Raw genomic sequence first — 15850 nt, 5'->3', positions numbered from 1 at the left:
TCCATTCACAGGTTAATTATGGCGTGTGATGTTGTCTTTTGGCGACGAATCTCCTGTCGGAAGCAACTTATTGTTAAATTAAGCATGAAAATGGCGTCAGATATTTTGTCAATTGTTGAATAATGTTACAATCACGCCATATTAAAGCCGCAATTCAGGAAATGATATGAGCGAGTTAAAGAATGATCGTTATTTACGTGCGTTAGCCAAAGAATCGGTAGACCAAACACCAGTATGGATGATGCGTCAAGCAGGCCGTTATTTACCAGAATATAAAGCCACACGCGCTGAAGCGGGTGATTTTATGTCGTTGTGTAAAAATGCCGAACTTGCTTGTGAGGTAACGTTGCAACCATTACGTCGTTTCCCACTTGATGCGGCAATCCTGTTTTCAGATATCTTAACGATCCCTGATGCAATGGGTTTAGGTCTGTACTTTGAAGAAGGTGAAGGTCCTAAATTCGCACGTCCAATCACGTGTAAAGCAGACGTTGATAAGATCGGTATCCCAGATCCAGAAGGCGAATTACAATATGTAATGAATGCTGTTCGTACTATTCGTAAAGGCCTAGATGGCGCAGTGCCACTAATCGGTTTTTCTGGTAGCCCGTGGACATTAGCAACATACATGGTTGAAGGCGGCGGTACTAAAGCGTTCACTAAAATTAAGAAAATGGCATTCGCTGAACCACAAACGCTACACTTATTATTAGATAAGCTAGCAGATTCAGTTATTACTTACCTGAACGCACAAATTGCTGCGGGTGCACAATCTGTGATGGTATTTGATACTTGGGGTGGCGTATTATCACCACGTGATTACAAAGATTTCTCACTGCAGTACATGCACAAAATTGTTGATGGCTTAACGCGTTTCAACGATGGCCGTAAAGTACCGGTGACTTTGTTTACTAAAAACGGTGGCCAATGGATCGAGCAGATCGCTGCAACCGGTTGTGATGCGATTGGTCTAGATTGGACAATTGATATTGCTGAAGCAAAAGCACGTGTTGGCGATAAAGTTGCACTGCAAGGCAACATGGACCCTTCAATGCTTTATGCATCTCCAGAACGTATTCGTGAAGAAGTAAGCACGATCTTATCTGGTTTTGGTAAAGGCAATGGTCACGTGATGAACTTAGGTCACGGTATCCATTTAGATGTTGAACCTGAAAAAGCAGGTGTATTCATCGAGGCGGTTGGCGAATTAAGTAAGCCATACCATAAATAAGCTACTTGTTTAGTACGCTAGCGACTCGCTTAATACGGTAAATACCAATAAAAACGGCGTCTATTTGCATAGACGCCGTTTTTTATATTTTATTTTCAGGCTTAATATTGATCAGCTATGTGCGGTTATGACTAACTTACGTTAGCTGCTAATATCTTTTCTGCGTTCGCTTTTAACGTCGGCTGTTCTAAAAGATCGTAAGCTTTAATCATTACTTTTAAGGCGCCGATACGTGATTCGGTATCTGCAAAATTATCGATGATGTGCTGTGCACGCTGGATCGCAGCGATGTAAGCCTTACGTTTCATGTAATACTCTGCTGCCGATAACTCATAACGCGCCAGACGACTTTTAATCGCAATCGCACGTTTCCGGGCATCCGCTACATATTCACTTTCTGGGTAGCGTTGGATTAGACGAGTGAAGTCATTGAAGGCCGCATTTGCATAACTTGGGTCTCGATCTGAACGATCTATATTAAATAGGTCATGAAATAGGTTATAATCCGCGCCCATATTGGTGAGTCCACGCATGTAGTAAACATAATCGATGTCTTTATGCGTTGGATTTAAGCGAATAAAGCGATCTATATTGGCCAATGCCTGTGCTGTGTCACTATTCTTATAGTAAGCATAGATCAAGTCTAACTGTACTTGTACAGTGTGCGGGCCAAATGGATAACGCGTATCAAGCGCTTCAAGCGTTTCGATAGCGGAAATAAAATTACCCGCTTGTAACGATTGTTGGGCGATGCTGTACAGCTCAATGGCTGGTTTATCTGGTACCGCTGATTCTGTTTTTGAAGAACAACCGGTAGCTACAACCAGTGCGAGTGATAAACTTATTGCTAATTTTATTGATTTTTTCATTAGGTTGGATAAATTCCAAATTGCTTAATGCGAAAATAATTACGTAGCTAATATGCTACAGCAAAATAAAAGGCTAAAATAGCCTGAATCCTGTAATTATACTGAAAATTAGGACCGAAGAGGGTCCCTGCTACCTATGAGCCAACATATAGAACTTTCTGCCGTTGTTGCAGAACACCAAGTCGGTCAACGTTTAGACCAAGTTTTAGCCGAGATGTTCCAAGATTATTCTCGTTCACGTCTGAAGGAATGGATTCTTGCAGGATTTGTTAACCTAAATGGTAAAGTTGTCGTTAAAGCACGTGAAAAAATGCAATACGGCGATAAAGTTATCTTAAACGCTGAAGTTGAAGAAGAAGTTCGTTACGAGCCACAAGATCTTCCGCTTAATATTGTTTATGAAGATGATGATATTCTAGTAATCAACAAACCTGCTGGTTTCGTTGTTCACCCAGGTGCTGGTAACCCAGATGGTACCGTGCTAAATGCATTGTTATTCCATTATCCAGACATTATCGACGTGCCACGCGCTGGTATTGTTCACCGTCTGGATAAAGACACCACTGGTTTGATGGTTATTGCGAAAACAATTCCAGCACAAACGCATTTAGTAACAGCACTGCAAGCACGTCGCATTACCCGCGAATACGAAGCAGTTGTTACAGGTACGATGACAGCAGGTGGTTTTGTTGATGAGCCAATCGGTCGTCATCCGACTAAACGTACACACATGGCTGTTCGTCCACTAGGTAAAGCCGCAAAAACACATTACCGTGTTGCTGAAAAATACCGTGCCCATACGTTATTAAGACTGCGTCTTGAATCAGGCCGAACGCACCAAATTCGTGTCCACATGACTCATATTACTCACCCTATTGTTGGTGATGCGGTTTACGCTGGTCGTCCAAAGCCACCGGGCAATGCAACTGATACGCTAATCATGGCTCTACGTGGTTTCGGTCGTCAGGCACTACATGCTCGTATGTTGAAATTAGAGCATCCAGTAACGGGTGAGATGATGATGTGGCGCGCAGAACGTCCGTCAGATATGAATACGTTAATTCATATCTTACGTGAAGATACTGCGTTAAACATGGTTGATGATTTCATTAGTTAAGCATTGATTATGCCTCGTCTGATCCAACCGAATTGGCCTGCGCCAAGCAATGTGAAAGCGCTAAGCACTACCCGTTTGGGTGGTGTGAGTCATGCTCCTTATGCGGGACTTAATTTAGGTTTGCATGTGCAGGATAACAGCGCGTTGGTGTGGCAAAATCGGCAGTTGTTAATGACAGCGGCTGATTTGCCACAGCAGCCATATTGGTTGAATCAAACGCACAGTACCGAAGTGGTTAGTTTAGTGGGGCAACCCCACAATGCTGAGCAACTGCCGGCAGCTGATGCGTCTGTGACTATGATGACGGGGCAAGTTTGCTTAGTGATGACGGCAGACTGCTTACCGCTATTAATCTGCGATAAAGCAGGGTCGCAAGTCGCGGCGATTCATGCTGGTTGGCGTGGTTTACTTGATGGCGTGATTGAAAATACCATTGCTAAACTTAGCGCTACACCAGCTGATTTGTTAGTGTGGTTAGGGCCTGCAATTAGCCAAGCGCATTTCCAAGTAGGTAGTGACGTTCGTGATGCCTTTATTGCCCATGATGCTAACGCGTGCGCTGCATTTGTTACCGATGGTGATAAATGGTTAGCGGATCTCTATTTATTAGCACGGCAACGCTTACACGCGTTAACTGTGAACGCCAGTGATATTTACGGTGGTGATTACTGTACTTATCGTCAAACTGATTTATTCTATTCTTATCGACGAGACAACCAAACCGGTCGCCAGGCAAGTTTAATTTACCTTGAATCTCAATAAATAATCCCCAGATAATAAGTATGGGCTTTAATACTTTTCTGCATATCCCAAAGCTAATTAAACGACTATAATTATCCCGTTATAATTAAACTATTCTGTAGCTCGATTATAATTACGTTGCTGCACCTGTTTTTTGCTCAAGACCGATAGGACATCGTTATGCGCTTAGATCAACTTACCACCAAATTCCAAATGGCTATTTCTGACGCTCAATCACTTGCTCTGGGTAAAGATAATCAATTTATCGAGCCTATTCACTTGATGACTGCGTTATTAAACCAAGATCATAGTTCTATTCGCCCGTTACTGACCGCAGCCGCGATTGATGCTAATGCATTGCGCTGGCAGTTAGCAGATGAGTTAGAGCGCCTACCGCAAGTAAAAGGCACGCAAGGCGATATTCAATTATCGTCAGCATTAAATATGCTATTGAACTTGTGTGATAAGTTTGCTCAGAAGCGCAAAGATAAATTTATTTCTTGCGAGATGTTTGTGCTGGCGGCGGTTGAAGATAAAGGCCGTTTAGGTGAATTATTACGAAAGTCGGGCGGTACGCGTAAACAGGTTGAAGAAGCCATTGAGGTGATCCGTGGTGGCGATAAAGTCGATGACCAAGGTGCAGAAGAGCAGCGAGAAGCATTAACAAAATACACCTTAGATCTCACCGAACGTGCTGAGGTGGGGAAATTGGATCCGGTGATTGGCCGTGACGATGAGATCCGTCGGGCAATTCAGGTACTGCAACGCCGAACTAAAAATAATCCGGTATTAATTGGTGAACCTGGGGTGGGTAAAACCGCGATTGCCGAAGGTTTAGCGCAACGAATTGTGAATGGTGAAGTGCCGGAAGGATTAAAAAATAAACGGGTATTATCACTGGATATGGGCGCGTTAGTCGCGGGCGCAAAATATCGTGGTGAATTTGAAGAACGCTTGAAGTCAGTGATTAAAGAGCTGGCACAGACCGAAGGCCAAACCATCCTGTTTATTGATGAATTACATACTATGGTTGGTGCTGGTAAAGGCGACGGTGCGATGGATGCGGGTAACATGCTTAAACCGGCGCTGGCCCGTGGTGAATTACATTGCATGGGCGCAACAACGCTGGATGAATACCGTCAATATATTGAAAAAGATGCCGCCCTTGAGCGTCGTTTCCAAAAAGTATTAATTGAAGAACCCAGTGTCGAAGATACCATCGCTATCTTACGTGGTCTAAAGTCACGTTATGAACTGCATCATAATGTTGATATTACTGATCCGGCGATTGTTGCCGCGGCAACCTTATCACACCGTTATATTTCCGACCGTCAACTCCCTGATAAAGCCATTGATTTGATTGATGAAGCGGCATCGTCAATTCGTTTGCAAATGGATTCAAAACCAGAAGCCTTAGATAAATTAGAACGTCGCATTATCCAACTGAAAATTGAGCGACAAGCGCTGGAAAAAGAAGATGATTCGGCCAGTATTAAACGCTTATCGACGCTTGCAGATGAACTGACGGAGAAAGAAGGTAAGTTTAATGAATTAGACGAGATTTGGCGCACTGAAAAAGCCGCGCTTTCTGGTACTAAACACATTAAATCAGCGCTAGATAAAGCCCGTGTTGAACTGGATATGGCCAGACGTGCGAGTGATTTAAATAAAATGTCTGAACTGCAATACGGCACGATCCCGATGTTAGAAAAACAGCTGGATCTGGCTGCACAAGCAGAAATGCAAGACATGACCTTGTTAAAGCATAAAGTAGGTGAAGCCGAAATCGCCGATATTTTATCGCGTTGGACCGGTATTCCGGTTAACCGCATGCTGGAAGGTGAAAAAGAAAAACTGTTGGCGATGGAAGATAGTTTACATCAACGGGTTATCGGTCAAGCCGAAGCCGTGAGCACGATCTCTAATGCGATCCGTCGTAGCCGTGCTGGTTTAGCCGATCCTAACCGTCCAATGGGTTCATTTTTATTCATGGGACCAACTGGTGTTGGTAAAACCGAAGTATGTAAAGCCTTGGCCGATTTTATCTTTGATTCTGACCATGCCATGATCCGTATTGATATGTCTGAATTTATGGAAAAACATTCGGTAGCCCGATTAATCGGTGCACCTCCGGGTTATGTCGGTTATGAAGAAGGCGGCTATCTTACCGAAGCCGTGCGCCGTAAACCTTATTCAGTGATCTTGTTGGATGAAATTGAGAAAGCCCATCCCGATATTTTTAATATTTTATTACAAGTATTAGATGATGGTCGTTTAACCGATGGTCAGGGGCGTACGGTTGATTTCCGTAATACCGTAATTATCATGACCTCTAATTTAGGCTCGGATATTATCCAAGCGGAATATGGTAAACATGATTACGATACCGTGAAGGAGCAGCTATTAGAGTTACTTGGCCAGACTTTCCGCCCAGAATTTATTAACCGCATTGATGATACGGTGATATTCCACCCATTGGGCCGCAGTCACATCGAGAAAATTGCCGCGATCCAATTAAAATCGTTAGAAGCACGATTAAAACTATTGGGTTACAGCTTGTCGATCACCGCTGGTGCATTGGCAAAATTAGCCGAAGCGGGTTTCGATCCTTTATTTGGTGCCAGACCACTGAAGCGGGTATTGCAGAAACAGGTTGAAAATCGCCTCGCTAATGCCATTTTGGCGGGAGAAGTGATCCCAGGTAAACCGCTTAAGATAAGTGTGGTTGATGATGAGCTAAGCGTTAGCCAGTAGTTATTTTTATTTGAAATTAGTTAATATTTGAATCTAAAAGCTCTGTGTAACAGGGCTTTTAGATCAATAACTTAACGTCTAAGGTATGCTATTATGGCGACCTGTTATTCCGTAGCTCTTTACCGTCGAACCTCATTATGCCTGTATTTTCCCCTGCCAGTCGATTTACTGAGTTTGTTTATCGTTATATTCGTTTAATTCATAGTTTCAAATTGGGCTTTGCACTGTTGATCGCAACCCTGCTCAACTGGCTCTGGCCGCTGCCACATTTCCTTTGGACACTGGTCACGATAGTGATCATCATGATGCACTTACCGCAGGTCGGGCGGACGATGGAAAAGTCATTGCAACGGGCAATTGGTACCGTTTTCGGTGCTGTTTACGGGGTTTTATTAATCGCTTGTTTTACCGATGATCGTATTATTATGGCGTTAATGATTATTGCCGTGATGGTACTTTGCTATTTAGCCGCGGGTCGTTTTAGCTATGCTTACTTAGTTGCTGGATTTACCATGATAATAGTGATTGGTGACAGTAGTCATGATACTTCTGAAGCGGTGTGGCGCACCCTTAATATTCTTTTGGGCTGTGCGATCTCGATTGTGATCTCACTGCTGGTTCTGCCGATAAAGGCAAAACTTGATTGGCGACATCAGCTATCCCATTCTCTGCATTTAATGACGAAAATATTAGCCAGGCAGCTTGCCCTAGATATCGTTAATGAGCATGAATGCAGCGCTGAATTGAGTAAAATCAATCAATGTATTCTTGCACAAAGAAACCTTTTTTTCAGTTTGGGATGGGAAAGTTTAACTTTACGCCCACAGCTACCACTATTAGCTAAATTAGCGGATAAACAGAATCGTATGGTGACCTTGTTAGCACTGCTGTCACAATCACGCCTAGACGGGGATGGCGCTGTGTTATATGAAAACTTGGCACCGAAAGTTAATCATGTCGCTATCGGGATTATTGCCCAGCTACATGAATTAAATCAATATATTAACGGTCAGGTTGGAGAACTTAAACTGTGCCCTGCTGATCTGGTTGATGATATTCATCAATTAATGGCGGCGCAGATACTTGATGCCGAGCGCATCGACTCAGAGAGTTATGGTTATTACTGGTCTATCTACCAGATAACCAATATCATTGAGAGTATGCACACTCAGATAGTCGCCATCGATGCCAGCTATCGACAGCTGGATTGAACTCATGAATAAAGTTTCCAATCGATAGCGAAGTTAGTGTTGCTGTTTTCGCCCTTTATTTATTACTGGTTTTAGCATGACTAATGTTGCCTTCGCCAAGCTGTTTTAGTACTTGCTGTTTAGGTCCATCAGCAATGATACGGCCTTGTTCCATGACGATTAAGCGGTCAACAATATCTAACATCCCGGTCTTGTGGGTTATCAATATAAGAGTTTCCTCTTGAGAAAGATTATTTAGTTGCTGCTTAATGCGCATTTCTGAGCGATTATCCATGCTGCTTGTTGGTTCATCCATTAACAGTACTGGCGGCTTACCAACGAAGGCGCGTGCGATAGCAATAGATTGGCGTTGACCACCTGAAAGGGCTGCGCCACCTTCGCCTACTTGTTTATCTAACCCTGCAGCATCTTGTTGAGTAAAGTTTGTCACACCCGCTCGTTCAGCCGCGAGTAGCACTTCTTGATCTGTGGTTAACGGACGGCCAAGTGTGATGTTGTCGCGGATTGAACCAAAAAACAATGTGGTGTCTTGTGGTACACAACCTATATTACGTCGTACATCAATATGAATAAGTTGGTTGATGTCGGTATCATCAATGCGCACTGAGCCTTCAATTGGGCGGTACAGCCCCATGATCAAGCGCTCAATGGTTGTTTTACCTGAACCAATACGTCCGATAATGGCCACCTTCTCGCCTGGATTGATGGTAAAGCTAACCCCTTTTAGTGCCGAGTCGGTCGCATTGGGATAATTGAAATTGACGTTATCAAATTCGATTTTACCTTTAATTAATGGACGGTGAATATAGCGTTTTCCATCTTCTTGTTCTGTCGGCATTTGCATCAATTGTTCGATAATCGTCATCGCTGATTTGGCTTGATTATAACGCAATGATAGCAATGAAAGTTGGATCATTGGCCCCACGGCACGGCCACTCAACATGCTTGCTGCGATAATGCCACCCATAGTAAGCTGGCCATCAGCAATCAGGTATACACCGAATACAATCATGGCCACAGAGACGAACTGTTGGAGAAAGCCTGCGGTATTTTGTACTGAGTCGGTAAGACGGCGCGATTTAATCCCCCAGTTTGCCATGTGGGCAACCGCTTCTTCCCAACGGTATTGGAATTGGCTTTGAGCACCAAATAGTTTCACCGTTTCTAATCCGCTTAAACTTTCAATTAAGTTGGCATTTTTTTGTGATGAGAGACGAGAACCTTCCTCAATACTACGGCGTAATGGCCGTTGAATGAGTAGACTGTATACACTCAGTACAATGATGGCAATTAAAGGCACGAGTGCGAGCGGGCCTGCTACAAACCAAATAATCAATAAAAACATCAATGCGAAAGGTAAATCGATCAAGGTCGAAATAGTTGCCGAAGTGAAGAATTCTCGGATTGATTCAAACTCTTGCATATGGCGAGCAAAAGCACCGACGGATGGCGGTTTTGCTTCCATACGAATGCCCATAACACGACTGAATATTTTAGCCGAGATTAGCAGGTCTGATTTTTTACCTGCAAGGTCGATAAAATAACTGCGCATTAACTTCAACACTAAATCGAAGCAAAAGATGATAGTGATACCGATGGCCAATACCCACAACGAATCAAAGGCAAGATTAGGCACTATTTTATCGTAAACTAGGCGGGTGAAAAGTGGCGCTGATATGGCAAAAATATTAATCAGTATTGAAGCAATAAATACATCTCGGTAAATAGTTCGAGATTCCCATAATGTACTCCAAAACCAGTGGCCTTCACGCGTTTTTAATATTTCAGGTGAGCGCTCGTCATAACGAAAGCGTTTTTTCAGCAAAAATAAATGACCCGTATATTGGTTATTTAGGTCATCAAGGTTAATCCATTGTTGTGTGCCATCGGCCTGAGAAAGTACCACTTCGGCTTCATTTTTTTCTGTATCGATACTAAGAACGACACTTGCATCGCCGCCTTTCAATAAGATAATGACTGGAAATAGCAAGGGTGAAACGTCTTCAAGGGCGACGTTATTTTCTTTAGCTTGTAAGCCTGCTTTTTCTGCCGCTCGCGGTAAAAGAAATGGCGTTAATAGTCCATCAGCCAAGGGCAAGTCAGCAATAAGCGCATCTGGGGAGTTAGCTTGCCCGTAAAAGCGACTTATATAGACTAGTGATTGCAATAAGGGATCTTTCATATACTTTTCTCGTTATTCATTTTATCAACCGCATAACCTTGGAAACCACGAATCATTAATTTGCTGAGTTTCTCTTGTTGGCTGCTTGTTTCAATGCGTGTTGCAATAGTCGTGATGGATAAGTTATTCGCCGTACGGGTAATTGATGCTAGTACATCGGCTTTGACTTGGTTATCAATTTGGTTGGTATAAGCAAAATCGAGTTTCACATAAGCGGGACGGAATTTATTGAGGTAGCTAATTGAACTGAAGTTATGGCCGAAGTTATCAATACCAAAGCTGAAATTATTCTTGTTGATGATCTCACATAATAAACCAGTGTTATCGCTGTTTTTGATAAAACAAATTTCTGGTAATTCAAACAATATACGCTCTTTTAATTGCGGGGTTGATTGCATTTTGTTGGCAAGCCAGCGCATGAAACCGGTATCATTAACACTGCTTTGGGTGATATTGATTGCCACGTTACCGGCACTTTTATCATTGCTGAGCATATTAAACAGCTCTTCAATGATATGCATGTCCATGTACTTACCGACATTTAATTCTTCTATTGCCCCTAAAAATTGCCCCGCCGAATAACGCTGATTGCCTTTTTGAATATAGGCGAAGACTTCTTGATGAAGTATTTTATTATTTTGGTCAATTGCCTTTTGGAATGTGAACTTAAATAATTTATTGGCAATGGCCTCATCAACTAATGATTTCCATTGTTGCTTGCCCATCGTTGTTTGTCTTGTTTTTGTAGTATTAGCAGCGATATCGAATAGAACCAATGGTTCTTGCGGGTGCTGTTTGGCTTGCGTTAGGGCATTATCGGCTTGAGCGAGTAAGGTTGACATGTTGTCATCGATATTACGCATGACTAAACCTACAGCCGCTTGAGTTGGAGCGATATTGAGTGGATCACTTTGCAGTTCGAAGGTTATTTGCAGCATTATTTGACCGATAGTTTTTAATTCAGCGGCCGTGATCCGAGGCGCAAGTAACATAAATTCAGACTGACTAAGTCGTGCTATCGTGTAATGCTCTGTTGCCAGAATATTTATTTTTGCCGCTAATATTTGTACCAGATGATCGCCAGTCTCATAGCCGTCTTGTGCATAGGCATCTGCAATTAAATCGACTTTTAATAGTGCAATACCACCTTCTTGCGATGTTGATAACCAAGAGGTTAATTGAGTCATTAAGTAACTACGGTTTGCCAGACCGGAAACGGGATCTTGGTACGCGCGAATACGTAAATTATCAGCTTCTTGGGCTTGCTGTTCAAAATGAACTTTAAGTTGGCTACTCATGTGATTGAATGCATGCACCACGTCACTGAGTTCGCGAATTCTTGGGATCGGTAATGGCTCGCCAAACTGGTTATTTGACATGGCCTTTGCTCGCAGCTGAATTAACTTCAACGGTTTTAATACGGCTGATAGAATCAAGGCTAGAAACACTAAACCGAATAAGAAAGTAACAGCGAAGCCAAATACAAGTTGCATACTTGCCTGCCATAATTGTGAGTATGCGCGGGTAGAACTGCTGGTCACGGTCAAGTTTGCCAGTTGCATCCAGCCACTTGTTAGGGTGCTCGATTTGGTAATTGTGTCGATGACGATAAGACGACTAAACCAATCGGGTACCTCTGTGGTTTTGGATGGGAAAGTACGCTTGATTTCTGCTTCATCATGCAGAATCGATAAGGTCACTTCACTGTAAAAGCTACTGTCAAAAGTGGCGTTGATGACTGATTCTGCCGATACTTTATCGTTAGCTTCCAGATAAGGAGCGAGAGCCATGCCGACGGCACTGATGGCATTATCCATTTCAGTTGATTGCTGTTCGATTAAGAAGTTGCGTGTGGTGTGCAATTGGATCACAAACACGGAGGCCATAAGCGTAAAAAATACAACTAGCATCCATATCAAGAGTTGTCTGTAAAGTGTCATCATGGTCACTCGTCAAAGTTAATTTTAGGTTTGTGTAGTTTGATGTGGTTTGACCGTTGGCGTAGGTCATTCCACAGACTTAAGCGGGAGGCTTTACCCGCTAACAGCCCTTGTTTTTTCTGTTTCATTAGCCAGAGTTTGCTACCATTGAAACTGTATATCGGCTGTAAATCTGGTCGCTGTGTTGCTGGTTGTATTTCACTATCTAGGTTATCAAGCAGTAAAGGTACTGATGATGGAGTCGGGTAGTAAGCGACTACCATATGAAATTGATTTAGTTCTAATGCCTTTACGTATACCAAGCGCAATTTATTATCATCAATACCGAGCGCTAGCAGCGAAAAGTACTTTGCAATGCTAAAGTCTTCGCAGTCTCCCCCCCCGACACCGAGAAACTCAAGTGGTGTTGCCCAGTAATCTTCTTTACCCCATAGCTTGATATCATCAATAAAAATAAGTTGATTGAAGAAGTTATTTATCTGCTGGAGCTTGGTATCTACATTGCTGGCAGCGTTATTATTGACGACTTGCTGCCAAGCATTTACGCGTTTACCTGCGCGTTCGCCATAAAACTGTGTAATTTTTCTGACTTGCTTCGATTCAATATCAGTCAGTGCGATAGCACTGGCTGATAAGAGCAATAACAGCGACCAAAAAACGTATTTCGTCACAGAACTGGATGAATGGCTGGTTGTATTAGCTATGCATTACTCTCTTAACGCAGTTTGACGCGCTTTGATCACAGGTTTAAGTAAATAATCTAATACAGATCGTTTGCCGATAATAATATCTGCCGATGCCGTCATGCCTGGGATAATGGGGAGGGGTTCACCATCAGGTCCAGCCAGACTGCTATATTCAGTTCGTATCCGCACTTGATAGTAGCTGTTACCTTCTTCATCCTGAATCGTGTCGGCACTGATATTTTCCAAGTAACCTGTTAAACCACCGTACACCGTGAAATCGTAGGCACTAAATTTAATCACCACTTTTAAATCTGGTTTTAAGAAGCCAATATCTTGTGGTGCAATTTTAGCTTCAATTAATAAATTATCTTCAGTTGGAACAATCTCGATTAGGTTCATGCCAGGCTGAATAACACCACCGATGGTATTGACATAAATTTTCTGAATTGTGCCCGTTACTGGAGACAGAACCACTGTTCGGTTTACACGATCTTTAAGGCCAATTTGAGACTCAAATAAACTATCGAGTAGATAGCTGGTTTCATTCAATTCAGCTTGGGCATCTGAGCGGAATTTGAGGGCGATATCGATATATTTGAAGATAGCTTCTTGAATTGAGGCTTCGGTGACTGGCGCTTGTAATTCAGCTGATGTCATTTCACGTTTGGTGTCATTGAGTTGGCGTTGAAGTCTGAGCAGTTCTATTTGCGGTACCACGCCTTCGTCTGCTAACGGCTTCGTGATGTTGTATTCTTTGCTGGCGATATTGTAGCTACGGCGCAGATTCGCCATTCGTGATTTAGTTTCTATTAATTCTCGTTCTTTTTGACGGATTTGTTGTGCCATGACTGAAAGTTGATTTTCAAAATTTGAAAGCTTGTCGTTGTATTCATTTTGCTCTCGTCTTACTAGCTTTTTATTATTCTCAGTAAAGTCGGCATCAAACTTAAGTACATCAAGCCTTACCGTGACACTATTCTGCCAATCTACTTTAGTTTTATGCACACTCACGCTATTTAGCAGTGCATTTAAGCGCATTGAGTCGGCCCGTGAACTCGCTAAGTTTTGCGTTTTCTCTCTGAAATCGGAACGAAAAATAGTGTCATCGATTAGCAGTAATTGTTGATTTTTTTCAACATGCTGTCCTTCCCTCACTAATACTTGCTTAACGATACCGCCTTCTAGATTTTGTACCACTTGCAGTTGAGAAGAGGGGATAACCTTACCAGTTCCCACGGTCACTTTGTCTAATTTTGCAATCGAAGCCCATATAACTGCGATAATGAAAAACAAAACCATAACCCACAACATAATCCGCGCGCTATGGGGGGTATTGAGCAGTAATGCGGCCGATTTATCATCAACGAAATCTAATTGCGTTGCTGAAATTGAGTGGTTTTTCTTCTTCATAAAATCACCGATGCAGCGGCAATGACGGCTCGCTATTAATTCTTATTACAAACCATCAATAAGCTATTGTATATGGTGGCCGTGGCCACAAATATTATTCCAATTAACTACAGAATGATGCTATTTCTATTACCTGATGTTTCCAGATAATTAGTTATCACGTAGAGTGAAAATGGTCCACTCCTCAATCGGATAACCTTTTGCACCTACGACCTTGGCCACAACTCGGCGGCTTAGGGTATTGGTTGTTTCTTTTGAATTGCTTGTAATTGGGTCTAAATCTCCGAAACCGACAGTCTTAATACGCTCCGCAACGACCCCGCTGGCGATAAGCTGTTCACGAACTTCTTTAGCACGGCGCTGCGACAACTTAATGTTGTATTCATGTCGGCCTACAGGGCTCGCATAACCCTTAAGCTCAATGTAAGTTTCTGGATATTTATCAAGAAAATCGCTCATACGTTTTACTTCAGCTAAAAAGTTAAGTGGAATAATACTTGAGTCATTGGCAAATAAAACCCGAACATTATTTTCCTCTTCACGATCTACATAACTAGCGCAGCCGTCATTATCTACAACGGCTGCCAATGGCGTTTTAAGGCATTTATCCCGGGCATTTATCACGCCATCGTGATCAGAATCTTTTTGATCATGTGATTGTATCGCCACTGGAGGTTCTGGCACTTGCGTGGAAGAGCAACCGAAAAGGAACAGCACTAAAAGGCTTATCAGGGTATGTTTCATTATTATTTCCTATTCGTTATTTGACGGTGTTCGTCCAATTATTGGCAAGCTCAACACGCATTTCTGTTAGCAGTAGACCTGTTGCGTTAAGGACTCGGTATTTAGCTAAAACGCCGTTGTAGTGAGCTTGTAAGTAAGATTTACGTGCTTCAAATAATTCATTTTCGGTATTAAGCACATCTAGCAAAGTACGTTTGCCGATTTTAAATTGCTTTTCATAGGCTATGACTGTGCGTGCTGAGGCATCAACGTGCTGCTCTAGATATTGCGTTTGATTGTTAGCCAGTTCCATTGAACTCCAGGCCAAACGAGTACTTTCCTCAAGCATTCTGTGCGCACGGTTACGTACATCTTTCGATTTACTGACTTGGTAAGCTGCACGCCTACTTTCAGCAACCGTTGAATTACCATTAAATAAGTTGTAGTGCATTTTCAACATCGTTCTAAATTCGTCTACGTCACCAGGGGAACCGTTAAGTTCATCTCCCCACTGTTGTGATGCTTCAAAGCTAAAAGTTGGATAAAAGTTACCTTTTGTTTGTTCATATTGAATGTGTGCAGCATCAACGTCGTTATTAGCAATATGGACCACCGGATTATTTTCTTGCGCTTTTTTGAGTGCTTCTTGCATAGATGTGGCAATAAAATTGGCATCAACTTTTGGCGTTACTAAGTTTTCAGGATAGGCACCAATAATTTTGGCAAAAGTTGTCTCTTTATCATATAGGTTGCTTTGTGCTGATAATAAATTGGTATTTGAACGAGCAAGGCGTCCTTCTACTTGGGCTAAATCAGCCGTTGAACCTATGCCTGAGTCTGAGCGTTTTTTAATATCTTGATACATTTTACGATGAACTTGATGGTTGGTTTTTGATAACACCAATATTTCTTGTGCTCGGAGTACTTCAAGGTAAATCTCGGTTGCTTTAAGTGCCGTATCTTGAGCGTCTGATAATAACTGATAG

12 protein-coding genes are annotated in these 15850 nt (G+C 42.4%); 5 read left to right on the top strand and 7 right to left on the bottom strand.

Features of this window, described 5'->3' with window-relative positions; translation table 11 throughout:
* The first annotated feature begins 166 nt into the window (after nucleotides 1-166).
* Nucleotides 167-1231, top strand: a complete 1065-nt coding sequence (hemE, locus tag QNK26_RS02350; RefSeq protein WP_319220657.1) for a uroporphyrinogen decarboxylase — start codon at nucleotides 167-169, stop codon at nucleotides 1229-1231.
* A 131-nt stretch (nucleotides 1232-1362) separates the two neighbouring features.
* Here hemE and bamD read toward each other — a convergent pair whose 3' ends face one another.
* Nucleotides 1363-2100 carry an outer membrane protein assembly factor BamD gene (bamD, locus tag QNK26_RS02345; protein WP_319220656.1) on the bottom strand — a complete coding sequence of 246 codons (738 nt, stop codon included), beginning with the start codon at nucleotides 2098-2100 and terminating at the stop codon, nucleotides 1363-1365.
* 136 nt (nucleotides 2101-2236) lie between these two features.
* On the opposite strand from bamD, the gene rluD reads away from it, so the two are divergent.
* The 4 genes from rluD to QNK26_RS02325 all read left to right on the top strand — a co-directional run bounded on the left by rluD (nucleotide 2237) and on the right by QNK26_RS02325 (nucleotide 7923).
* Nucleotides 2237-3217 (top strand): 23S rRNA pseudouridine(1911/1915/1917) synthase RluD, encoded by a 981-nt coding sequence (gene rluD, locus QNK26_RS02340; RefSeq protein ID WP_319220655.1) that lies wholly within the window; start codon nucleotides 2237-2239, stop codon nucleotides 3215-3217.
* A 6-nt stretch (nucleotides 3218-3223) separates the two neighbouring features.
* Entirely contained in the window at nucleotides 3224-3979 is a 756-nt protein-coding gene (gene pgeF, locus QNK26_RS02335; protein WP_319220677.1) for a peptidoglycan editing factor PgeF, read from the top strand.
* 159 nt (nucleotides 3980-4138) lie between these two features.
* Nucleotides 4139-6712 (top strand): ATP-dependent chaperone ClpB, encoded by a 2574-nt coding sequence (gene clpB / locus QNK26_RS02330; protein ID WP_319220654.1) that lies wholly within the window; start codon nucleotides 4139-4141, stop codon nucleotides 6710-6712.
* A gap of 137 nt (nucleotides 6713-6849) precedes the next feature.
* The gene (locus QNK26_RS02325) at nucleotides 6850-7923 is read left to right on the top strand and encodes an FUSC family protein (protein WP_319220653.1); all 1074 of its coding nucleotides are present in this window, start codon (nucleotides 6850-6852) and stop codon (nucleotides 7921-7923) included.
* A gap of 55 nt (nucleotides 7924-7978) precedes the next feature.
* On the opposite strand, the gene QNK26_RS02320 is transcribed toward QNK26_RS02325, so the two are convergent.
* The 6 genes from QNK26_RS02320 to QNK26_RS02295 all read right to left on the bottom strand — a co-directional run.
* Entirely contained in the window at nucleotides 7979-10105 is a 2127-nt protein-coding gene (locus QNK26_RS02320) for a type I secretion system permease/ATPase (RefSeq protein ID WP_319220652.1), read from the bottom strand.
* Nucleotides 10102-11976: an EAL domain-containing protein gene (locus QNK26_RS02315; RefSeq protein WP_319220651.1), complete on the bottom strand. Its 1875-nt coding sequence runs from the start codon at nucleotides 11974-11976 to the stop codon at nucleotides 10102-10104. Before QNK26_RS02315 ends, QNK26_RS02320 begins: the two co-directional genes overlap by 4 nt.
* A gap of 74 nt (nucleotides 11977-12050) precedes the next feature.
* Nucleotides 12051-12686 carry a transglutaminase-like cysteine peptidase gene (locus tag QNK26_RS02310; RefSeq protein WP_319220650.1) on the bottom strand — a complete coding sequence of 212 codons (636 nt, stop codon included), beginning with the start codon at nucleotides 12684-12686 and terminating at the stop codon, nucleotides 12051-12053.
* A 66-nt stretch (nucleotides 12687-12752) separates the two neighbouring features.
* Nucleotides 12753-14141 carry an HlyD family type I secretion periplasmic adaptor subunit gene (locus QNK26_RS02305; protein ID WP_319220649.1) on the bottom strand — a complete coding sequence of 463 codons (1389 nt, stop codon included), beginning with the start codon at nucleotides 14139-14141 and terminating at the stop codon, nucleotides 12753-12755.
* A gap of 150 nt (nucleotides 14142-14291) precedes the next feature.
* Nucleotides 14292-14810 carry an OmpA family protein gene (locus QNK26_RS02300; protein ID WP_319220648.1) on the bottom strand — a complete coding sequence of 173 codons (519 nt, stop codon included), beginning with the start codon at nucleotides 14808-14810 and terminating at the stop codon, nucleotides 14292-14294.
* Nucleotides 14811-14901: 91 nt separating this feature from the next.
* Nucleotides 14902-15850: TolC family outer membrane protein (locus tag QNK26_RS02295; protein WP_319220647.1), on the bottom strand; the 949-nt coding region annotated here is incomplete at its 5' end.

The sequence above is a fragment of the Moritella sp. genome (genome assembly GCF_033791185.1).
In the GTDB taxonomy this organism is placed as follows: Bacteria; Pseudomonadota; Gammaproteobacteria; order Enterobacterales; family Moritellaceae; genus Moritella.
The sequence above is the reverse complement of the archived record's forward strand: the minus strand, read 5'-3'. Positions and strand labels throughout refer to the sequence as shown.